19 protein-coding genes and 1 pseudogene are annotated in these 21,161 nt (G+C 65.8%); 19 read left to right on the top strand and 1 reads right to left on the bottom strand.

Annotated elements, in window-relative coordinates; all coding sequences use genetic code 11:
- The 15 genes from ACL02S_RS12895 to ACL02S_RS12825 all read left to right on the top strand — a co-directional run bounded on the left by ACL02S_RS12895 (position 1) and on the right by ACL02S_RS12825 (position 16,486).
- On the top strand, positions 1–1,629 hold the full coding sequence (locus tag ACL02S_RS12895) for an AMP-binding protein (protein WP_412802792.1): 1,629 nt from the start codon (positions 1–3) through the stop codon (positions 1,627–1,629).
- A gap of 112 nt (positions 1,630–1,741) precedes the next feature.
- Complete coding sequence (locus ACL02S_RS12890; RefSeq protein ID WP_412802608.1) at positions 1,742–4,132, top strand: Tex family protein; 2,391 nt, start codon at positions 1,742–1,744, stop codon at positions 4,130–4,132.
- 29 nt (positions 4,133–4,161) lie between these two features.
- Positions 4,162–5,166: a hypothetical protein gene (locus tag ACL02S_RS12885; RefSeq protein WP_412802607.1), complete on the top strand. Its 1,005-nt coding sequence runs from the start codon at positions 4,162–4,164 to the stop codon at positions 5,164–5,166.
- Between the two features lie 341 nt (positions 5,167–5,507).
- On the top strand, positions 5,508–5,849 hold the full coding sequence (gene rplS, locus ACL02S_RS12880; protein ID WP_040780792.1) for a 50S ribosomal protein L19: 342 nt from the start codon (positions 5,508–5,510) through the stop codon (positions 5,847–5,849).
- Positions 5,850–5,927: 78 nt separating this feature from the next.
- Entirely contained in the window at positions 5,928–6,692 is a 765-nt protein-coding gene (lepB, locus tag ACL02S_RS12875; RefSeq protein WP_412802606.1) for a signal peptidase I, read from the top strand.
- Between the two features lie 29 nt (positions 6,693–6,721).
- Positions 6,722–7,528 carry a ribonuclease HII gene (locus ACL02S_RS12870; protein WP_412802605.1) on the top strand — a complete coding sequence of 269 codons (807 nt, stop codon included), beginning with the start codon at positions 6,722–6,724 and terminating at the stop codon, positions 7,526–7,528.
- Positions 7,529–7,574: 46 nt separating this feature from the next.
- Positions 7,575–7,880 (top strand): DUF2469 domain-containing protein, encoded by a 306-nt coding sequence (locus ACL02S_RS12865; protein ID WP_011210678.1) that lies wholly within the window; start codon positions 7,575–7,577, stop codon positions 7,878–7,880.
- Between the two features lie 101 nt (positions 7,881–7,981).
- Positions 7,982–8,338, top strand: a complete 357-nt coding sequence (locus tag ACL02S_RS12860; RefSeq protein WP_412802604.1) for a YraN family protein — start codon at positions 7,982–7,984, stop codon at positions 8,336–8,338.
- A complete protein-coding gene (locus ACL02S_RS12855; protein ID WP_412802603.1) occupies positions 8,339–9,847 on the top strand; it encodes a YifB family Mg chelatase-like AAA ATPase in 1,509 nt (502 codons plus the stop codon). It begins immediately after the preceding gene.
- A complete protein-coding gene (dprA, locus tag ACL02S_RS12850; RefSeq protein WP_412802602.1) occupies positions 9,844–11,064 on the top strand; it encodes a DNA-processing protein DprA in 1,221 nt (406 codons plus the stop codon). Before ACL02S_RS12855 ends, dprA begins: the two co-directional genes overlap by 4 nt.
- A 175-nt stretch (positions 11,065–11,239) precedes the next feature.
- On the top strand, positions 11,240–11,908 hold the full coding sequence (locus ACL02S_RS12845; protein ID WP_412802601.1) for an ATP-grasp domain-containing protein: 669 nt from the start codon (positions 11,240–11,242) through the stop codon (positions 11,906–11,908).
- Positions 11,909–12,516: 608 nt separating this feature from the next.
- A complete protein-coding gene (locus tag ACL02S_RS12840; protein ID WP_412802791.1) occupies positions 12,517–13,440 on the top strand; it encodes a tyrosine recombinase XerC in 924 nt (307 codons plus the stop codon).
- A 421-nt stretch (positions 13,441–13,861) separates the two neighbouring features.
- The gene (locus ACL02S_RS12835; protein WP_412802600.1) at positions 13,862–14,227 is read left to right on the top strand and encodes a YidH family protein; all 366 of its coding nucleotides are present in this window, start codon (positions 13,862–13,864) and stop codon (positions 14,225–14,227) included.
- Positions 14,224–14,541: a DUF202 domain-containing protein gene (locus tag ACL02S_RS12830; protein ID WP_412802599.1), complete on the top strand. Its 318-nt coding sequence runs from the start codon at positions 14,224–14,226 to the stop codon at positions 14,539–14,541. Before ACL02S_RS12835 ends, ACL02S_RS12830 begins: the two co-directional genes overlap by 4 nt.
- A 43-nt stretch (positions 14,542–14,584) precedes the next feature.
- The gene (locus tag ACL02S_RS12825; protein WP_412802598.1) at positions 14,585–16,486 is read left to right on the top strand and encodes an alkyl/aryl-sulfatase; all 1,902 of its coding nucleotides are present in this window, start codon (positions 14,585–14,587) and stop codon (positions 16,484–16,486) included.
- Between the two features lie 150 nt (positions 16,487–16,636).
- Here the strand turns inward: ACL02S_RS12825 and ACL02S_RS12820 are convergent.
- Positions 16,637–17,149, bottom strand: a pseudogene (locus ACL02S_RS12820) (M23 family metallopeptidase); the annotation flags it as partial.
- Between the two features lie 621 nt (positions 17,150–17,770).
- Here ACL02S_RS12820 and rpsB point away from each other — a divergent pair.
- The 4 genes from rpsB to frr all read left to right on the top strand — a co-directional run bounded on the left by rpsB (position 17,771) and on the right by frr (position 21,085).
- Positions 17,771–18,628: a 30S ribosomal protein S2 gene (gene rpsB, locus ACL02S_RS12815; protein ID WP_412802597.1), complete on the top strand. Its 858-nt coding sequence runs from the start codon at positions 17,771–17,773 to the stop codon at positions 18,626–18,628.
- Between the two features lie 97 nt (positions 18,629–18,725).
- Positions 18,726–19,550, top strand: coding sequence for a translation elongation factor Ts (gene tsf / locus ACL02S_RS12810; protein ID WP_412802596.1), 825 nt, complete (start codon positions 18,726–18,728; stop codon positions 19,548–19,550).
- Positions 19,551–19,748: 198 nt separating this feature from the next.
- A complete protein-coding gene (gene pyrH / locus ACL02S_RS12805) occupies positions 19,749–20,477 on the top strand; it encodes a UMP kinase (RefSeq protein ID WP_412802595.1) in 729 nt (242 codons plus the stop codon).
- Between the two features lie 50 nt (positions 20,478–20,527).
- Positions 20,528–21,085, top strand: coding sequence for a ribosome recycling factor (frr, locus tag ACL02S_RS12800; protein ID WP_412802594.1), 558 nt, complete (start codon positions 20,528–20,530; stop codon positions 21,083–21,085).
- Positions 21,086–21,161 lie beyond the last annotated feature (76 nt).

Below are 21,161 nucleotides of genomic sequence, written 5' to 3'. Positions count from 1 at the left end.
ATGACGAACTCGTTACTCAGCTACGCTTCCGGCGACTCCGATGCGCCGCTGCTCGGCGATACCATCGGCGCCGGTCTCGACCGCGCGATCGCCATGTTCCCTGAGCGGGAAGCGTTGGTGGACTGTCCGTCAGGGCGCCGCTGGACCTACCGGCAACTCGGTGCCGTCGTCGATGCCCTGGCCTGTGGTCTTGTCGCGCAGGGCATCGGTAAGGGGGACCGGGTCGGCATCTGGGCGCCGAACTGCGCGGAATGGTTGTTCGTGCAATACGCCACGGCGAAGATCGGCGCGATTCTGGTCACCATCAACCCGGCGTACCGCACCAGCGAACTGGAGTACGCACTGCGGCGAGCAGGCGTGCGGATGCTCGTTGCGGCCGAGCAGTTCAAGACGTCGAACTATGTCGAGATGATCGAACAGGTCCGGCCGGGCTGCCCGGAGCTGGCGCAGGTATTCGTGCTGGGCACACCCGAGTGGGAGGCATTGCTGCGCACCGAGATCGACGCCGCCCGGCTTACCGAGATCGGCGCGCAACTGTCGGCCTACGACCCGATCAACATCCAATACACCTCCGGCACCACGGGTTTCCCCAAGGGCGCCACGCTCAGTCATCACAACATCTTGAACAACGGCTATTTCGTCGGCGAGCTGTGTGACTACACCGAACAGGACCGGATCTGCGTCCCGGTGCCGTTCTATCACTGTTTCGGCATGGTGATGGGCAATCTCGCGAGCACGAGCCATGGTGCGGCCATCGTGCTCCCGGCGCCGTCGTTCGAGCCGAAGGCGACATTGGCCGCCGTAGCGGCCGAACGGTGCACCTCGCTGTACGGCGTGCCGACGATGTTCATCGATATGCTCACCGAACTGGATTCGACTACCCCGGATCTGTCCACCCTGCGCACCGGCATCATGGCGGGTTCACCGTGTCCGGTGGAGGTGATGAAACAGGTGATCGACCGGATGGGCATGCACGAGGTGTGTATCTGCTACGGCATGACAGAAACGTCACCGGTCTCGACCCAGACCCGCCGTGACGACAGCATCGAACGCCGCACTGCCACGGTCGGCCGGGTAGGGCCACATCTGGAGATCAAGATCATAGATCCGGCGACGGGCCGCACGGTACCGCGTGGCGAACCGGGTGAGCTGTGCACCCGCGGCTACTCGGTGATGATCGGGTACTGGAATGAGCCGGACAAGACCGCCGAAGCAGTCGACACCGAGGGCTGGATGCATACCGGCGATATCGGTGTGATGGACGACGACGGATACCTGAGCATCACCGGCCGGATCAAGGACATGGTCATCCGTGGCGGCGAGAATATCTATCCGCGCGAGATCGAGGAATTCCTCTACACCCACCCCGGCATCCTGGATGCCCAGGTGGTCGGCGTTCCCGACCCGAAGTACGGCGAGGAGCTGATGGTATGGATCCGGATGCGCGAGGGCGCAACACCATTGGACGCCACGGCGGTGCGTGAGTTCTGTCGCGGCAAGCTGGCGCACTTCAAGATCCCGCGTTATGTGCATGTGGTCGAGGATTTTCCGATGACGGTCACCGGCAAGGTCCGCAAGGCCGAGATACGGGAGATCTCCCAGCGGCTGCTCGGGCTGGAGGACGGCTGAGACAGTGTGGTTCACCCGGGCGTGAATCGGGTGTCAGGTGGCGACGGTAGTGTCTCCGGACGTGACGACAGCGCCAGAGACCATCAGTGCAGAGTCCGATACCGTGCCTCCCGTGGCGTCGCCGCGTTCCGGCGCCGCGGGGGTGGCAGGCGTGAACCGTCGCCTCGCCGAGGAGCTGGCGGTACGTGAGACCCAGGTACGCGCCGCCGTCGAGCTCCTCGATGGCGGCTCGACCGTGCCGTTCATCGCGCGATACCGCAAAGAGATCACCGGTGGTCTGGACGACGCACAGCTACGTACGCTCGACGAGCGCCTGCACTACCTGCGTGAACTGGACGAGCGCAGGGCCGCGATCGTCGAATCGATCCGGGCGCAAGGCAAGCTCGACGACGCCCTGCATCAGCAGCTCATGCTGGCCGAGACCAAGGCCAGGCTCGAGGACATCTACCTGCCGTACAAGCCGAAGCGGCGCACCAAGGCGCAGATCGCGCGCGAGGCCGGACACGAGCCGGTGGCCGACGCCCTGATCGGTGATCCGGCCACCGATCCGGCGCAGTACACCGCCGAACAGCTCGACGGCGCGCGCGCCATCCTGGTCGAGCGCTTCGCCGAGGACGCCGACCTGGTCGGCGAGCTGCGCGAGTTGATGTGGCAGCGCGGGCAGGTCACCTCGACAGTGCGTGCGGGCAAAGAAGAGGCGGGCGCGAAGTTCGCCGACTATTTCGAGTTCAGTGAGCCATTCGACCAGCTGCCTTCCCACCGCATTCTCGCGTTGTTGCGCGGGGAGAAGGAAGAGGTGCTCACCGTGCACCTCGAGCCGGACACCGAGGAGCCGCAGCCGGGGGAGCGCACCGTCTACGAGGGGCGTATCGCCATCCGTTTCGGCATCGCCGACCATGGCCGCCCCGCCGACTCCTGGTTGCTGGAGACGGTGCGCTGGGCTTGGCGCACGAAACTGCAAGTCAGTCTGGGCATCGATACCAGAATGCGGTTGCGGCAGGCCGCCGAGAAGGACGCGGTCGATGTGTTCGCCGCTAACCTGCGCGATCTGTTGCTCGCCGCGCCAGCGGGCACCCGTCCCACCATGGGCCTCGATCCCGGTTACCGCACCGGTGTGAAGGTCGCGGTGGTCGATGCCACCGGAAAGGTGGTCGCCACCGAGGTCATCTACCCGCATAAGCCACAGGGGCAGCGGGATAAGGCGCTCGCGGTGCTCGGTGCGCTGGTCGCCAGGTTCGGCGTCGAGCTCATCGCGATCGGCAACGGCACCGCCTCGCGGGAGACCGATGCCCTCGCCGCCGAGCTGATCTCGCGTATCGCCGCGTCGTCGGACAGCACGGTGGCCCCGCCGACCAAGATCGTGGTATCCGAGGCGGGTGCCTCGGTGTATTCCGCCTCGGCGTACGCCTCCCAGGAACTGCCCGATATGGACGTGTCTCTGCGCGGTGCGGTCTCGATCGCGCGACGCCTACAGGACCCGCTGGCCGAGCTGGTGAAAATCGACCCGAAGTCCATCGGCGTCGGCCAGTATCAGCACGATGTGTCCGAAACCCTGCTGGCCCGGTCGCTGGGCGCGGTCGTGGAGGACGCGGTGAACGCGGTGGGTGTCGATGTGAACACGGCGTCGGTGCCGCTGCTGTCGCGAGTATCCGGTATCGGTGCTTCGGTGGCGGAAAGCATTGTGGCGCATCGGGATCAGAACGGCCCGTTCCACAGCCGGACGGCGCTGCTCGAGGTGCCACGCCTCGGGCCGAAGGCCTTCGAGCAGTGTGCGGGCTTCCTGCGTATCCGTGGCGGTGCGGACCCGCTGGACACTTCCGCGGTGCATCCGGAGGCGTACCCGGTGGTGCGGCGCATTCTCGAATCGACAGATCGCCCCGTCGCGGAGATCATCGGTAACACCGCGGTGCTGCGCTCACTGCGACCTGGTGACTTCACCGATGAGCGCTTCGGTGTCCCCACGGTCACCGACATCATCGCGGAACTGGAGAAGCCGGGTCGTGACCCGCGCCCGGAATTCAAGACCGCGGAGTTCGCCGCCGGGGTGGAGAAGGTCGCCGACCTGAAGCCGGGCATGGTGCTCGAAGGTGTGGTCACCAATGTGGCCGCGTTCGGCGCGTTCGTCGATGTGGGTGTGCACCAGGACGGGCTGGTGCATGTCTCGGCCATGTCGCACACCTTTGTGAAGGACCCGCGCGAGGTGGTCAAGTCCGGCGATGTCGTGAAAGTGAAGGTGCTGGAGGTCGATGTCGCACGTCAGCGCATCGGTCTTTCGCTGCGCTTGGACGATGAGCCGGGCACGGCTACGAAAGGCGGCGACGCGCAGCAGCGTGGCCGGGGCGCTCGATCCGGAGACGGCGGGCAGCGGCAGCGGCAGAATGGTCGGGGTAAGCAACAGGGCCGCGATCAGGGGCAGGGGCGCGGCGCCGGCCAGCGGCGTAACGCACCAGCTCCGAGCGGAGCGATGGCGGACGCATTGCGCAGAGCGGGGTTCGGCCGCTAGTCCGGTAGTGACGAGAGCAGGCAGCGGGCATGCAGTGGCTCGATGGTGCGGTGATCGCTGGAGAGCGGCTGCCTTTGCTGTGTTTCCTCTGTGGGTTCATCGTCGGCTTCCTGCTCATCCGGATCAGCGTCCGGTTGATCCGCGCGCGGGTGCGCTGGTGGCCGGGCAATCTCCGCGCCGGTGAGACGCATATCCACCATATGGTGTTCGGGGTCGTCCTGGTCCTGGTGTCCGGGATCGGGATGGTCAGCATGGTGCATACCGCGGGCCCGGTGACAGCTGCCGTGCTCGCCGCCGCGTTCGGGGTCGGCGCCGCACTGGTCCTCGACGAATTCGCGCTGATCTTCTACCTGCGTGACGTGTACTGGGAGGAACAGGGACGAACCTCGGTGGACGCGGTGTTCGTCGCGCTCGCGGTGACCGCTCTGCTGGTGCTGGGATTCCATCCGCTGTGGTTACTGGACATCAACGGCTTCCGGGACGAGCCGCATACCGAGGTCCCTTTCCTCGTCGTCGGCTTCGCGGCGGTGAACCTGGCGCTGGCTTCGGTCGTCATCGCCAAGGGGAAGATCTGGACCGGCCTGTTCGGCATGTTCTTCTTGCCGCTGCTCGTGGTGGGCGCATTGCGGCTCAGCCGTCCCGGCGCACCATGGGCGCGCTGGCGTTACGCCGACCGCAGGCGCTTGATGTATCGGGCCGTCGTCCGAGAACGGCGATATCGCAGGCCGGTGATTCGCGCCAAGATCTTCATACAGGATCTGGTCGCGGGGAAACCGGATGTCGAGCATGTCCGCAGGGCGGCGGAGGCGGAACTCACCCGTACAGTGGTGCCCGCGCCGCCCGCGCCGCACCGGCAGCACTGGTGGACCGGCCACGACACGCCGTCTACGTCCACTCCGCCGTCTGCGTCCAGCTCGTCGCCTACGTCCGATTCGCCGCCCGGGTCCGGTCCGTCGCCTGCGGCCGACTCGTCGTCTGCCGTCGACCCGTCGCCACCTGCGCAGGACACGGTGTCCGGTGAATCGAGCCATTGAGATCGGCGGATGTGTTCGAACAACAGGTCGGAGCGATTCGGCGGTCAGCGTAGGAGCGCGGCCGACGCACGTATCGGCCGCGGCGGCACCTGCTGATCCGGTGCGGCCGGGCGCCTCCCCGCAGCCGACGGTCGCGCTGCCTTCTGGATGATTCGGAGCGGGTGATCTCGCGCGCGGTGTCGGAGGAGGGTCGATTTCTCCGTGCGTCGCTGATCTGGCACAATGCACAGGTTGCCCTGGGTGGTTGTCGACCCGGCGCATCCCCTATTCGGAGCATGAACCGGCCGAGCGCGCACAGTGCCGCCAGGGTCCTCTGCTCGCGCGAAACCAGAAGGATGGAAATGAACACCCTTGACTTCGTCGACGAGAAGTCGCTGCGCAGCGATGTCCCCGAGTTCCGGCCCGGCGATACGCTGAACGTGCATGTGAAGGTCATCGAGGGCTCGAAGGAGCGCATCCAGGTCTTCAAGGGCGTCGTGATCCGCCGCCAGGGCGGTGGCATCAGGGAGACCTTCACCGTTCGTAAGGTGTCGTTCGGTGTCGGCGTGGAGCGTACTTTCCCGGTGCACAGCCCCAATATCGACCACATCGATGTCGTGACCCGCGGCGATGTCCGCCGGGCCAAGCTGTACTACCTGCGTGAGCTGCGCGGTAAGGCCGCCAAGATCAAAGAAAAGCGCTGAGCCCGCTTTTCGGTCCAACAGATCTTCTCTAGCCCGGTATCGGACGTCGGTTTCCGATACCGGGCTAGTCTGTTCCGCGTGGCAGAAGAAAGCGGGTCGACGCCGGTGTCCGGATCGGATGACGAGAACAAGCGGCGAAAGCCGAAGAAGCAGCGGCCGTTCTGGCAGGAACTACCGATCCTGATAGTGATCGCCGCGGTGATCGCGGCGTTCATGGTGCACTTCGTCGGCAGACCGTACGTGATTCCGTCGGAATCGATGGAAACCACCCTGCACGGTTGCCCCGGATGCACCGGTGACCGCATCTACGTGGAGAAGTTGAGTTACTACTGGGGCGATCCGCAGCCGGGTGATGTGGTGGTGTTCGTCGGTCCGCCCTCGTGGAACCTCGGGTATCAGTCGATCCGTTCGGACAATTCGACCGTTCGGGGGGTACAGAACTTCTTCTCCTTCTTCGGCTTCGTGCCGCCGGACGAGAACGATCTGGTGAAACGGGTGATCGCCGTCGGAGGTCAGACCGTGGAGTGCTGCGATTCGAAGGGCCGGGTCATCGTCGACGGCAAACCACTGGACGAGCCGTACGCTCTCTATCGGAACGACTATGTGCCGGGACGGCCTTATGGCGTAGTCGGGGGACGTGAGTTTCCACCCGTGCGGGTGCCAGAGGGACATGTATGGGTGATGGGTGACAACCGCGATTTCTCCGCCGATTCCCGCGCCCACATCAAAGATGACCTGGACGGCACCGTCCCGGTGGAGAACATCCGAGGCAAGACCGTGTTCAAGATCTGGCCACCCAACCGGATCGGGCCGGTGCGTTCACAAGATCCCCAGACGAACTGACCCGGTCGGGACCGCACCATAATCGGACGATGAGACAAGGTCGAGTGTCATTGGCCAACGGTTGGCCGCCGCGCATGGTGATGCGCCGGGCGGGCGGGCTGCGCACGCTCGAATCGGCCTTGATCCGCGGCGGCCTCGGGCCGGTCGCCGGGGTGGACGAGGCGGGGCGCGGTCCCTGCGCGGGCCCGCTGGTGGTGGCCGCGTGCCTGCTCCCCCCTAAGGCCTATGACACGCTGGCAGGCCTCGATGACTCCAAAAAGCTCACCGAGGCCGTCCGCGAAGAGCTGTACCCGGTGATCACCCGCCTGGCGCTGGCCTATGCGATCGTCGTGATCCCGGCCGGGGAGATCGACTCGATCGGCATTCACGTCGCCAATATCGAGGGCATGCGCCGGGCGGTCGCGGGCCTCGGCCGGACACCGGGTTATGTGCTCACCGACGGATTCCTGGTGCCGGGTATCCCGGTGCCGTCGCTGCCGATCATCGGTGGCGACGGGGCAGCGGCGTGTATCGCGGCGGCCAGCATTCTGGCGAAGGTGACCAGAGATCGCATCATGGTCGAGCTGGACGAGCGGTTCCCCGGTTACGGGTTCGCGGCGCACAAGGGCTACAACACGGCCGAGCATACGGCCGCATTGCATCGCCTCGGGCCGAGTAGTGAACATCGCCGCTCATGGCGCACTGTGCGCGAGGTCGCCGCGGCACGACCGGTCACCAAGGCAGACTGTGCGACGGATGCTATCGCGGAGGCAGCCGCGGACATCGCGGTGCCAGAGGAATTCCAGGACGGGCGTACGGCTAGCCGAGTAGCTACCGATGCCGCGCATGCGCGATGATGTCAGCACATGACGCGACGCGGCGAGAAGGAGGACGTGCCACCCGATGAGTGCCGAGGACCTCGAGAAGTACGAGACCGAGATGGAACTCTCGCTGTATCGCGAGTACAAGGACATTGTCGGTCAGTTTTCGTACGTGGTGGAGACCGAGCGTCGCTTCTACCTGGCCAACTCCGTGGAGCTGCGGCCGCAGAACGCGGACGGCGAGGTGTACTTCGAAGTGCGGATGAGCGACGCGTGGGTGTGGGATATGTATCGCCCGGCCCGCTTCGTCAAGCATGTCCGGGTGATCACCTTCAAGGACGTCAATATCGAGGAGCTGGAGAAGCCGGACTTGCGGCTGCCGGAGTGAGCGACCGGATAGTTCTCCACAGGAAAGCGCTGATCAACAGTTTTTCTTCGTGCCGAGGTCGGCACGGCTGACCCGGTCCGGCCCCGGCGCAGTCTGGGTGGGTGACGGACAAACAGGCGCTCGGCGCACGCGGGGAAGAGCTGGCGGCGGATTTTCTGCGGGCCGCGGGGATGGAGATCATCGCAAGGAACTGGCGGTGCCGATACGGTGAGCTGGATCTGATCGTCCTCGATCGGGACGTGACCGCATTCGTTGAGGTCAAGACCCGATCCGGCCTCGGTTACGGTGCACCGGCCGAATCGGTCACGGCGGTCAAACAGCGGCGCATCCGGCGGCTGGCCCTGCTGTGGCTGGCCGAACAGGACGGTTCCTGGCGGCGCATCCGGTTCGATGTCGTCTCGGTGCTGGTGGCGCCGGGCCGCGCACCGGTTATCGAGCACCTAGAGGCGGTGTTCTGAATGGCTCTCGGACGGGCTCATTCGGTAGCCGTCACCGGAGTGGACGGGCTGCTCGTGGAGATCGAGGCCGATATCGGTCAGGGCCTGCCCGCCATCCATCTGGTCGGCCTGCCCGATACCGCACTACAGGAATCCCGCGACCGGGTGCGCGCGGCAGTGACGAACTCCGGGGAGAAATGGCCGGACGGCAGGGTGATCCTCGCACTGTCCCCCGCCACCTTGCCGAAGCTGGGAACCGTTTACGACCTGGCCCTCGCGATCGCGGTACTCGATGCGTCCGGCAGTGTCCCAGCCGAGCGGCTGGCGAAAACCGTACTGCTCGGCGAACTAGCCCTGGACGGGCGGCTACGCCGGGTACGGGGGATCTTGCCCGCCGTGCTCGCGGCGCGCACCGCGGGCTGGTCGAGCGTTGTGGTGCCAGCGGCGACCCTGGCCGAGGCCGCGCTGGTCGAGGGTATCGAGGTATTCGGGGCGAGCAGCCTGCGCGAGGTGGTGGCCTGGCTGCGTGGCGAAGGTTCCCTCGCCGAACCGGACGGCAGCATGCCTGGTACCGCGCCCCGGCAAGGTGATCTCAGTGAGGTGGTCGGACAAGCCGAAGCCCGCTGGGCCTTGGAGGTGGCTGCGGCGGGTGGGCATCACCTGCTGCTGACCGGTCCGCCCGGTATCGGCAAAACCATGCTGGCGCAACGTCTTCCCGGTCTGCTGCCACCGCTCACCGAGACCGAGGCGCTGGAGGTGACCGCGATCCACTCGATGGCGGGCATACTCTCCGGCGAGCATCCGCTGATCATCGTGCCGCCGTTCGTCGCCCCGCACCACTCCACCTCGGTGAGCGCGATGATCGGCGGTGGCTCCGGCACCGCCAGGCCAGGTGCGGTCAGCCGAGCTCATCGCGGTGTGCTGTTCCTCGACGAATGCGCCGAGCTCGGCGCCAAGGTGCTGGAGGCGATGCGTACTCCCCTGGAAGAGGGCGAAGTACGCATCGCCCGGCGCGACGGGGTGGCGCGTTACCCGGCCCGTTTCCAGCTCGTCCTGGCGGCGAACCCGTGCCCGTGTGCGCCCGCACGGGAGGTCGACTGCATCTGCGCACCGCTGGCCCGCCGCCGCTACCTAGGAAAATTGTCCGGTCCGCTGATGGACCGCATCGATCTCTGGGTGCGGATGCACGGCCAGCTCGGCGCCACGTTCAGCACCGAAACCGGGGAGAGCAGTGCCGCGGTCCGCGACCGGGTCGCGCAGGCAAGGGGCGCGGCGATAGCGCGCTGGCGCGAGTACGGTTGGCTCGCGAATGCCGAAGTGCCCGGGCATATTCTGCGGCAGCGATTCCGTTTGCCACGGGAAGCGCTTGCACCCGTCGAGGGTGCCCTGCGGCTGGGCCGGATGTCCGCGCGCGGGGCCGATCGCGCCCTCCGGGTGGCCTGGACCATCTGCGATCTGCGCGGTGGAGAAATGCCCTCCGCGCAGGATGTGCTGGCCGCGTTGAACTTCCGGCAGCGGGACACGGAATGAGCGCGCCGCTCCAGGAACAGGATGGTGCGACCGGCGGTCACCACCGCCAGGTATCCGCCGATGCGGATACCGATGCCCGGCGGCTGGCGTGGGTGTATCTGTCGCGAGTGGTGCTCGGCCCCTGCGCACCGCTCTCGGCACTGATCGATTCGGTGGGGGTGGTCGAGGCGGCCCGCGCCGTGCGGGAGTGCGCACTGCCCGAATCCTTGCGCGCACCGACAGCCCAGCGCCGCGATATCGACCTCGCCGCACGGGATCTGGCGGCGGTCGCGCGGATCGGTGGGCGAGTGATCACACCGGATGATCCGGAGTGGCCCGCATGGCGCATGCTCGGCTTCACACAACTGGAGCCGGGCCGCGAGCGCGATGCGGCAGTGCCGCTCGTGCTGTGGGCCCGCGGCCCCGGCTCCCTGCTGGAGCTCAGCGAACGCGCCGTGGCCGTGGTCGGAGCCCGGTGCAGCACCGGATACGGCAATCGGGTCACCGCCGAATTCGTAGGTGACCTCACCGCACAGGGCTGGACCATCGTCTCCGGTGCGGCCTTCGGGATCGACGGTATAGCGCACCGGTCCGCGCTCGCCGCGCATGGCTCGACCATCGCGGTGCTGGCATGCGGTATCGACCGCCCCTATCCGGCCCAGCACGAACGACTACTGGCCGAGATCGCCGAATCCGGTGTGGTGGTCAGCGAATACCCACCCGGCGTCACCGCGCGCAAACATCATTTCCTGGCCCGTAACCGCCTGATCGCCGCACTCGCCGACGGAGTGCTCGTCGTCGAGGCCGGGCTGCGCAGCGGCGCCCGAAACACCGTCAAATGGGCGCGCCGCCTCGGTCGCCCGGCCTTGGCCGTACCGGGTCCGGTGACCTCGGCGGCTTCGGTGGGATGCCACCACATGATCAGCGAAGGGGAAGCCCTCCTCGTCACGCGCGCCGAAGACATTATCGGCGAAATAGGTCCACCGCGCCTGCCTCTCACCGATGCCGCGAACACGGACGATCCGGTACGCAGCCTGACCGGAGACCAGGCCGAAGTCTTCGCCGCCTTACCGAAGACAGGGTCAAGAGTGCCCGCAGAGCTGTCCGCGCACTGCGGGCTTCCCCTCGCCGCGGTGCGCGCGGCACTGCCCGCACTCGAATTGGCCGGCCTGGTGACCGCCGATGGCAGCGGTTGGCATCGAACGGCACGTCGTGCTCGGTCGCGTCCGGTGCGGTGATCGCCTCCGAACGATGCCGCGAACGCAAGTAACCAGGAGATACCTCGCTCGGCGTGAATAGCATCGTGCCATGCGACCGCAATGGCTCATCGATCTTCACGAGGACTTCCCCGGCTCAGCTACCGTCGCGGCCGCGCTCGACGATGCCCTGATTGTCGAACCGCATGATGCGAGGATGGAACGCTGGCCCGTCGTTCAAGACGGGCGTCCGATCGTCGGGTACGGGACGATGCCAACGATGAGGAGCCTGCGTCGCGTGCCGCAGCTCGGAGAAGCGGTCTTCGATGACTACACGATGCTGCGCTGCTCGTTCTACTACCGGCATGTGTATGACCTCCTGCGCCGCACCGCCGTCCTCATGCCATTCTCGGCGGTTCCCGGTCTACCGCTGCGGCGCATGTTCGGCAGTGACCAGGTCTTCATCCGCAGCGATACGAACTACAAGCTGTTTCCCGCCGACGTTCATGCCATCGTGGATCTGGGTCACTGGCTCCGGACTTACGACCAGTACCGAGACGAACTCGTCGTCGTGTCCGAGGTCGTGACCTTCGAGCGCGAGTACCGCTGCTTCTGCCGCGACGGCCGCTTCGTCTGCGGAAGCACCTATTCGATCGAGCCGTACTTGCCCGTCCCCGATCATGTACGTGGTTTCGCGGAGACTGCGGCGGCGCGACTGCTCGTCCACGGCTGCACCATGGTCACCGTCGATGTCGGCGTCGGTCCCGATGGCGTACTCCGCCTCGTCGAGCTCGGTGGCGTGAACAGCTGGGGCATCTATGGCTCGAACGTCGCCGACTTCATCGCTGCGATGGAAGCAGAGGCCCTCGCTCGCGCGGACATGTGACGAGGACGTATCCGCACATTCGTAGCTTGCCAACGAATCACGAACCGCTGGGCATTGCCTGACTCGCGGTCTACGTCACAAGTCAAACGGAGCAGCATCATCCTCGAGGCGATACTGGGTTGGAACGCGAGATAACGCCGCTGACCGCGCTGACCGAACTGGCCGGCGCGGTCAGCGGAAGATCAACTGATCGTACCGATCCGAGGCTGGCGGAACGTCCACAACTGCCGAATGCAGTACGGTCACGGTGGTGATGGCGACTCCTTCGAGAACGACGAGCGCGGCTCGACCGACGTAGCGAGATATTGTGCCGAGCAGTTCCGCCAGCGATCACGTATGAGTTCAGTTGAAGTCTTGTCCATCCAGGACCCAAGCGATACCCCGCGTCGGGTCCTCGATCGCCAGGTGTAGATACCAGATCTCGTCACCGGGATCATGCCAGGTTGCGCAGCGGATCCGATCGACAAGGCTTTCGATCTCCGTCGTCTCGGTCGAGCCCGCGAGCACGCCGAGGAACCGCCATACCTCGAGCCGTCCCAGCCTCCTATCAATCCTCGTGTCCGGTGCGGTGGCTTGCCAACCACGGCAGTGACCTGGACGGTGGGGTGATGGAGGAATTGCCCGAAGATATGGAAGCCCTGCTCGTGGAATACGGCAGGCATTTGCGATTCGGGCGGAATCGCTCGGCGCATACGGTGCGGGCTTATCTGGGTGATGCTCGCTCCCTGCTGTCGCATCTGTATGCGCGCTCGGCGGATTCGGCGATTCGGGAGCTGGACTTACTGTTGCTGCGTTCCTGGTTGGCGCAGCAGGTCGCGGCGGGTGCGGCGCGAACGACATTGGCGCGCCGGGCCGCGTCGGCACGCACCTTCACAGCCTGGCTCACCAGGACCGGCCGGTTGTCCAGTGATCCTGGGCTGCGGCTGGTGGCCCCTACGGCGCATCGGGTGCTGCCAGCTGTACTCGGGCAGCGGCAGGCGATCGGTGTTATGGATGCGGCGGAATCCGGTGCCGCCCAGTGTGAACCGATGGCATTACGCGATCGGGTGATCGTGGAGTTGCTCTATGCCACCGGTATCCGGGTCGGTGAGCTGTGCGGGCTGGATATCGATGATGTCGATCGTGAGCGACGGGTGGTTCGGGTGCTGGGTAAAGGTAATAAGGAGCGCTCGGTGCCGTTCGGCTCGCCTGCCGACGAGGCGGTCGGCAACTGGCTGCGCTATGGGCGTCCTGCCTTCGCGACCGCCGCGTCCGGTCGTGCGCTGCTGCTCGGTCGTCGCGGTAGACGCCTCGATCAGCGTCAAGCCAGAACCGTTGTGCACGAGGTTGTTTCGGCTCTTCCCGGTACGCCTGACCTGGGGCCACACGGATTGCGGCATACTGCGGCGACGCATCTGCTGGAAGGCGGTGCGGACTTGCGGGTTGTCCAGGAACTCCTCGGTCACGCCAGTATGGCGACTACCCAGCTCTACACCCATGTTTCCATCGACCGTTTGAAGAAAGCGCATGACCAGGCCCATCCACGCGCTTGACACAGGCGACCGTGATCGGACTCCAACCGTTCGTCCGGCACCGCATAACCACCGGATCACGGGCGAGTGGAGAGCGTGGACGGCCCCTATGGGTCCGGTTAAGCTAGCGTAGCCAATTGTTTGCCAACGCTACGAGGTTTGCCGAAGCAACGAGCGATGGAGTGATGCCGGTGGTTGTCGTCGACCGGTGCAGTACTGCGGGGCAATGCTGTGGATCGGGCCCTTTTCGTGCTCCGTGGTCGAAAGTGGTGGATAGTCGCCGTACCGGGCGTCCGGTATTGCCCGGTACGTCCACACCGGAAGGTATGGCGGCGCAAGGTCGCGACGTGTCATGGGCCGAAGCAGCGGCGTGTGTTGTGACCATCGTGTGGTGGCCGAGATGTGCCGATACTCGGCATCCCGTGACCAGAGGCAGGACAGCGTGACCCTGCCGAGCCCCGATGCGGAATCCGAGGAGGGCGAAGAAGAACTCGACTACCGGTTCACGCTCGCGAACGAGCGCACCTTTTTGGCATGGATGCGGACATCGCTGGGTTTGCTCGCCGGTGGGGTGGCAGTGCACACGCTGGTGGACCCGTCGCGGATAGCGGGGTTCCGGCGGGCGATCGCGCTGAGCTGTCTGGTGCTGGCGACGATGGTCGCGGTCGGCGCGTACACACACTGGCGGCGCGTCGAGGCGGCCATGCGGCGCGGCGACGCATTGCCGGACACGGTACTGGTGCCGATCCTGTCGGCGGGTATCGCGATCGTGACACTGTTGGCTGGTGTGGCAGTGATGCTGCGATGAACGCACCACATCTGGCCGCCGAACGCACTGCGCTGGCATGGCGGCGCACAGCTGTATCGGCGATAGCGGTGTCCGTATTGTTCCTGCACGCGGCCACCGGCATCACCTGGCATCCGGCCGCGATCGCGCTCATCGGCGCCGCGCTCGCGATGGCGGCGCTTGCCGGAGCCTGTTCGCTGCGTAGCCAGGGGTTACGTCGAGGGCATTTCGCGCACGGGGGCCGCAGTGTCGCCGTGGCAGCGGTGGCGGTGGGCGTCGTCGCGCTCGCGGCGTTCGCGACCTTCACCGTAGGTCTGTTCGATCCACCGCCCTGATGTGGGCGGCCACCGCAGGTTGTCGACATCCAGGAGGACGACAATGAGCACAGCGAGCGAGCCGAGCCGTTTCATCACGGCGGCACAGCAGCGTGCGGCAGATCTGCTGCCGTTCGCCGATACCGCGGATATCGCCGACGCCGAACGTGGTTTCATCGCAGCCTTGGCGCCGGGGGTGGTCACCGCCGAAGACGGAACTGTCGTATGGGACAACGATTCCTACGACTTCCTGCGTGAACCTTGCCCGGCGTCGGTCCATCCAAGCCTCTGGCGGCAGTCCGGGCTGGCAGTGCGACAGGGACTGTTCGAGGTCACCGCGGGCATCTACCAGATCCGTGGCCTGGATCTGTCCAATATGACTTTGGTCGAAGGAGACACCGGTGTTCTCGTAATCGATCCGCTGATCTCCGCGGAGACCGCGGCCGCGGGATTGGCGCTCTACCGCGCGCACCGTGGTGACCGCCCGGTCACCGGGATGATCTATACCCATTCCCATGCCGACCATTTCGCAGGCGCGGCGGGAGTGACCACCGTGGAGGAGGTCGCCTCGGGACGATGCCCGGTGCTGGCGCCCGCCGGTTTCCTGGAGCACGCGGTGGCGGAGAACATCTACGCGGGTACCGCGATGGCGCGTCGTGCGGGGTATATGTACGGGGCGGTGCTGCCACGCGGTCCGCTCGGTTCGGTGGGCGCTGGGCTCGGGCAGACCACTTCGGTCGGTACGGTTTCACTGATTGCCCCCACCGTCGACATCACCAGGACCGGCCAAGAGGAGACGGTCGACGGGATACGGCTGGTTTTCCAGCTCACGCCCGGTACCGAAGCGCCCGCGGAGATGAACTTCTATTTCCCGCAGCGCCGCGCGCTGTGCATGGCGGAGAACGCGACCCATACCCTGCACAATCTGCTCACACTGCGTGGTGCGCTGGTGCGGGACGCGCAGGTCTGGGCGAAATACCTGACCGAGGCGATCAATATGTTCGCCCACGAATCCGATGTGGTCTTCGCCTCGCACCACTGGCCGACCTGGGATACCGCGCGCCTGGTGGAATACCTTTCGATCCAACGTGATCTGTACGGGTACCTGCACGACCAGACTGTCCGGTTGTTGAATCAAGGGTATGTCGGTGCGGAGATCGCCGAGATGATCACGCTTCCGCCCGCTATCGCCGATGCCTGGCACGCCCGCGGTTACTACGGCTCGGTCAGTCACAACGTCAAAGCCGTCTATCAGCGCTATATGGGATGGTTCGACGGGAATCCCGCACATCTGTGGGAATATCCGCCGGTCGAATCGGCGCAGCGGCACGTGGAGTACATGGGTGGTGCGGACGAAGTGCTGCGCAGGGCACAGCGCTCCTTCGATGCGGGTGACTACCGCTGGGTGGCCCAGGTGCTCAACTATGTGATCTTCGCCGATCCCGGTAACGAGGCGGCGAAAGCGTTGCAGGCCAGTACCTTCGAGCAACTCGGTTACGGGGCGGAGAATGCGATCTGGCGTAACTTCTACCTCAGCGGAGCCTATGAACTGCGTTACGGAGTGTTCGGTACACCGGTCAAGAGCAGCGCACCGCCGATGCTCGTGGCGCTGACCGTCGAGCAGCTCTTCGACGCTATGGCCTTGCGGGTCGACGGCCCCAAAGCGTGGGACCATCGGGTGGTGGTGGACTGGATTTTCACCGATGAGGATCGCAGGCATCGGCTCGAACTGCGCAACGGCAGGCTGACCCACTTCGATATCGGACCAGGTATGAGCCTTCCCGAACCGGACGCCGCGTTCACGCTGACCAAGGACACCATGATCCGGGTGCTGCTCGCCGGTGAAGATTTCGGTGTCGCGGCGGCCTCGGGCGATATCCTCACCGAGGGAGATGTCGCCAAACTCGCGGAACTGGTCGCTCTCTTCGATGCTCCGGACCCCGATTTCGCTATCGTCACGCCCTAGCCGGCCGGTCGACGCCGCCACGGGTGTTCGACGCCGCGCTACCTGCCCTCTAGCTTCCGCCGCGCCCCTGTGGGTTCGCGGTGGAAGCACGGGGTGGCTTGCGATGCGGCGGCGTGGGCGGCGTGGGCGGCGTCGCGGACGGTCGGTGGGGTTTATCGGCTTGAGCCGCAGGGGGGTGAGGCGTAAGAGCCCGAGGGGGTCCAGATATCCGGGGTCGCGACGGTTACCGTCCTCCGCGCGTACCCCCCAGTGCAGGCATGGGGTGGCGCATCCAGGATGACCGGACACCAGGGTGCCGATCCGGTCGCCGCGCTCGACCCGGCTCCCGACAGTAACGCTGGCACGCACCGGCTCGTAGGTGGTGCGTAATCCATGGGGATGGCTGAGGGACACAACGGGCTTATCCGCCACCATGCCGGCGAAGACCACTATCCCCGCTCCCGCCGCGAGTACCGCCTGCCCCTCGGTGCCCGCCAGATCGACACCGCGGTGCCCGGGTAGCCAGTTGTGCGTCGGCTTGTCGAACTGGCGCACCACGGTGGGCCGCGGGTGCAGTGGCCAGCCGAATCGTCCCGCCGGTGCCGCCGCCGCTATCGGCGCTGTCGCGACAACTGCGGTGAGGCAGAGACCGAGCAGCACCGAAAGGTTCCGGCGGGTCCGGATACGGCGAGCCGAACCCGACCGAGCCCGACCGTGATTTTCGTCGCGGTACGCACTGGCTCCGGCAGGTGCCTGAGGCAGTGCGTACCGCCTGGGCAGCTCAGCGCCGGAGGGCGGCCCGGCCTGGAGCCGCCGGGGCGGGATGCCCGGCATCGAGGTGGTGTGCGGCGCGGCAGCCAGGGGCGGGAGGGCGGACGGAGAGAACCGGGGCACGCCTCCACTGTCGCGTGCGCCACGCCGCGTGGCGCCCGTGATGCGCCGTATGTGGACAAATTACTCGCCTGTGGAAATTCGCCGTTCCGGCCCGGTATCGGCCCGAACGAGGAGGCTGGATCGAGGAGGCTGGATCGAGCCGATTTAGGACAGGGCGCCCGCAAGCCTTAGACTGGATGAGCGGTCTGTGCTCGCACCGACCGACTTCGCGCGCCACCCGTGCTTGTTCGTAACGGCGCTGCTCGTAGGAAACTCGATGGCCTCGATGGCTCTTGGTCCGCGGCAGCCTGTGCGAAACAGTGAATCGTCGGCTGGTCCCCACATACCGTGGGGTCCGGCGGTTCGGTGGTGCCAGGGCAGCGGATCGCCGATTCGCTGCGTCAACCGGCAACGAAAGAGAGTACGAGAGCCATGGCTGTCGTAACCATGAAGCAGCTGCTCGACAGCGGCGCACACTTCGGACACCAGACCCGGCGCTGGAACCCGAAGATGAAGCGGTTCATCATCACCGACCGCAACGGCATCTACATCATCGACCTGCAGCAGACGCTGACCTACATCGACAAGGCCTACGAGTTCGTCAAGGAAACCGTGGCCCACGGTGGCAGCGTGCTGTTCGTCGGCACCAAGAAGCAGGCCCAGGAGTCGATCGCGGCCGAGGCGACCCGTGTCGGGATGCCCTACGTCAACCAGCGCTGGCTCGGCGGCATGCTCACCAACTTCTCCACCGTGCACAAGCGGCTGCAGCGCCTCAAGGAACTCGAGGCCATGGAGCAGACCGGTGGCTTCGAGGGGCGCACCAAGAAGGAAATTCTCATGCTTACGCGTGAGATGAACAAGCTGGAGCGCACCCTCGGCGGTATCCGCGATATGCAGAAGGTGCCCTCGGCCATCTGGGTCGTCGACACCAACAAGGAGCACATCGCCGTCGGTGAGGCGCGCAAGCTGAACATCCCGGTCATCGCGATCCTGGACACCAACTGCGACCCCGACCTGGTCGACTACCCGATCCCGGGTAACGACGACGCGATCCGCTCCGCCGCACTGCTGACCAAGGTCGTCGCCTCCGCGGTGGCCGAGGGTGTGCAGGCGCGTGCCGGTCTGTCCGGTGGCGACGAGAAGCCGGAAGCGGGCGCGGGTGAGCCGCTGGCCGAATGGGAGCAGGAACTGCTCGCGCAGGCCGCCCCGAGCGCCGAGGCCGCCACCGCTGAGGCCGCTACCGCTGAGGCAGCCCCGGCTGAGACCTCGGCGACCTCGGCCGAAGCCTGAGCCGCCGAAGCCAGAGACTCGTAGGCGAGCACGAGCGAATGTCCTCGTGCTCGCCTCCGCCAAGAACGCACACTTCTCCGAAGGAGGCTCGCCGACAATGGCGAACTACACCGCTGCCGATGTGAAGCGGCTCCGGGAGCTGACCGGCTCCGGCATGATGGATTGCAAGAACGCGCTGGCCGAGACCGACGGTGATTTCGACAAGGCTGTCGAACTGCTGCGCATCAAGGGTGCGAAGGACGTCGGCAAGCGTGCCGAGCGGACCACCGCGGAAGGCCTGGTCGTCGCCAAGGACGGCGTCATGGTCGAGATCAACTCCGAGACCGATTTCGTCGCGAAGAACGCGGAGTTCCAGCAGCTGGCCGAGCAGGTCGTCACGGCGGCGGCAGCGGCCAAGCCTGCCGACTTGGAGACGCTGAAGGCGCTGGATCTGGGCGGCAAGTCCGTCGACGAAGCCGTACAGGCCCTCGCCGCGAAGATCGGCGAGAAGCTCGAGCTGCGCCGCGTGGTCGCGCTGGACGGCCCGGTCGCCACCTACCTGCACAAGCGTGCCTCCGATCTGCCGCCCGCCGTCGGCGTGCTGGTCGAGTACACCGGTACGGGTGACGCCGCGGCCGAGGCGGCGCGTGCCGCCGCCATGCAGGTCGCCGCGCTCAAGGCCAAGTACGTGTCCCGCGATGAGGTTCCAGCCGATATCGTGGAAAACGAACGCCGGATCGCCGAGCAGACCGCTCGCGAGGAGGGCAAGCCGGATGCCGCGCTGCCGAAGATCACCGAGGGGCGCGTCAACGGCTTCTTCAAGGACGTCGTGCTGCTGGAGCAGCCGTCGGTCACCGATTCGAAGAAGACCGTCAAGGCGCTGCTCGATGAGGCCGGTGTTACCGTGACTCGCTTCGCTCGCTTCGAGGTCGGCGCGAACTAAGTCCGCCGTCCCAGTGCGCAGGCCCCTCGCCGACCGGACGACAAGCCGGTGGGCGGGGGGTCTTCTGCTGCGGCCCGAACCGGATGAGGCAGGATAGGTGCCGCTACCTTACTCGGTACACAGGCTGTCCCGAGCACGCTGGATCAGCTGAATTACCGCGAACAACCACAATCCATCGCCGAAGGAGACTGGAGACCCATGACGGACCCGGGGACCGATCGCCCAGGCTATCGCCGGGTATTACTCAAATTGGGTGGGGAGATGTTCGGTGGTGGCAGAGTCGGGCTGGATCCGGATGTGGTGCAAACGGTCGCCGAGCAGATCGCCGAGGTGGTCGCCACCGGTGTCCAGGTGGCGGTGGTGATCGGCGGCGGAAACTTCTTCCGTGGCGCCGAATTGGAGGAACGTGGCCTGGAACGTGCCCGCTCCGACTACATGGGCATGCTCGGTACGGTCATGAACAGCCTTGCGCTGCAAGATTTCCTGCAGAAGCAGGGCATCGACACCAGGGTGCAGACCGCGATCACCATGGGCCAGGTCGCCGAGCCGTATCTGCCGCTGCGCGCCAAACGGCATCTGGAGAAGGGACGCGTGGTCATTTTCGGTGCGGGTATGGGGATGCCCTACTTCTCCACCGATACCACTGCCGCGCAGCGCGCCTTGGAGATCGGCGCGGACGTGGTCTTGCTGGCCAAGGCCGTGGATGGCGTGTTCACCGCCGATCCGCGCATCGACGAGACCGCGACCATGTATTCCGAGATAACCCACAAGGAAGTCATCGAGCGCGATCTCAAGGTCGCCGACGCGACTGCCTTCAGCTTGTGTATGGACAACCAGATGCCGATTCTGGTGTTCAATTTGTTGACCAAGGGAAATATAGCCCGGGCGGTCGCAGGTGAGAAGATCGGCACATTGGTTCGGTCCTGAGGCCTGCGGATCGCGGGTCATGACATGACGACGCTGTGGAGGGAACGGTCGTGATTGAAGAAGCGCTCTTCGATGCCGAGGAGAAGATGGAGAAAGCCGTCTCGGTGGCGAAGGACGATCTCGGAACCATTCGTACCGGTAGGGCGAATCCGGGCATGTTCTCCCGGGTCGTGGTCGACTACTACGGCTCGCCGACCCCGGTCACCCAGATGTCCAGCATTACGGTGCCGGAGCCGCGCATGGTCGTGATCAAGCCCTATGAGGCGGGGCAGCTCGGGGCGATCGAGACCGCGATCCGTAACTCGGATCTCGGCGTCAATCCGACCAATAACGGTGACATCATCCGGATCTCGGTGCCGCAGCTGACCGAGGAACGCCGCCGTGAGCTCGCCAAGCAGGCCAAGAGCAAGGGGGAGGACGCCAAGGTCGCCATCCGCAATGTCCGCCGCAAAGCGATGGATGAACTCAGCCGTATCCAGAAAGACGGCGAGGCGGGAGAAGACGAAGTCGGGCGGGCCGAGAAAGAACTCGACAAGACCACAGCGAAGTATGTCGGCCAGGTCGATGAGCTGGTCAAGCACAAGGAAGCCGAACTGCTCGAGGTCTGAGGCCGCCCGCGCTGCGCGTGCGGGCCCGGAGGCGGTAGCTTGCGTAACTATGGCGGGCATCGTGAATGCCGCCGAG

It is taken from the genome of Nocardia spongicola (assembly GCF_047200775.1).
Taxonomy (GTDB): domain Bacteria; phylum Actinomycetota; class Actinomycetes; order Mycobacteriales; family Mycobacteriaceae; genus Nocardia.
Note: the sequence above shows the minus strand (reverse complement) of the source record. Positions and strands in the feature narration are given on the sequence as shown.

What these genes read in the sequence shown, in the direction of transcription:
- ACL02S_RS12885 (WP_412802607.1), top strand. Translation starts at nt 4,162, where the DNA reads ATGCAGTGGCTCGATGGTGCGGTGATCGCTGGAGAGCGGCTGCCTTTG.
- ACL02S_RS12825 (WP_412802598.1), top strand. Translation starts at nt 14,585, where the DNA reads ATGAGCACAGCGAGCGAGCCGAGCCGTTTCATCACGGCGGCACAGCAG.
- pyrH (WP_412802595.1), top strand. Translation starts at nt 19,749, where the DNA reads ATGACGGACCCGGGGACCGATCGCCCAGGCTATCGCCGGGTATTACTC.
- rplS (WP_040780792.1), top strand. Translation starts at nt 5,508, where the DNA reads ATGAACACCCTTGACTTCGTCGACGAGAAGTCGCTGCGCAGCGATGTC.
- tsf (WP_412802596.1), top strand. Translation starts at nt 18,726, where the DNA reads ATGGCGAACTACACCGCTGCCGATGTGAAGCGGCTCCGGGAGCTGACC.
- ACL02S_RS12830 (WP_412802599.1), top strand. Translation starts at nt 14,224, where the DNA reads ATGAACGCACCACATCTGGCCGCCGAACGCACTGCGCTGGCATGGCGG.
- ACL02S_RS12845 (WP_412802601.1), top strand. Translation starts at nt 11,240, where the DNA reads ATGGAACGCTGGCCCGTCGTTCAAGACGGGCGTCCGATCGTCGGGTAC.
- dprA (WP_412802602.1), top strand. Translation starts at nt 9,844, where the DNA reads ATGAGCGCGCCGCTCCAGGAACAGGATGGTGCGACCGGCGGTCACCAC.
- ACL02S_RS12895 (WP_412802792.1), top strand. Translation starts at nt 1, where the DNA reads ATGACGAACTCGTTACTCAGCTACGCTTCCGGCGACTCCGATGCGCCG.
- rpsB (WP_412802597.1), top strand. Translation starts at nt 17,771, where the DNA reads ATGGCTGTCGTAACCATGAAGCAGCTGCTCGACAGCGGCGCACACTTC.
- ACL02S_RS12865 (WP_011210678.1), top strand. Translation starts at nt 7,575, where the DNA reads ATGAGTGCCGAGGACCTCGAGAAGTACGAGACCGAGATGGAACTCTCG.
- ACL02S_RS12870 (WP_412802605.1), top strand. Translation starts at nt 6,722, where the DNA reads ATGAGACAAGGTCGAGTGTCATTGGCCAACGGTTGGCCGCCGCGCATG.
- ACL02S_RS12840 (WP_412802791.1), top strand. Translation starts at nt 12,517, where the DNA reads ATGGAGGAATTGCCCGAAGATATGGAAGCCCTGCTCGTGGAATACGGC.
- ACL02S_RS12855 (WP_412802603.1), top strand. Translation starts at nt 8,339, where the DNA reads ATGGCTCTCGGACGGGCTCATTCGGTAGCCGTCACCGGAGTGGACGGG.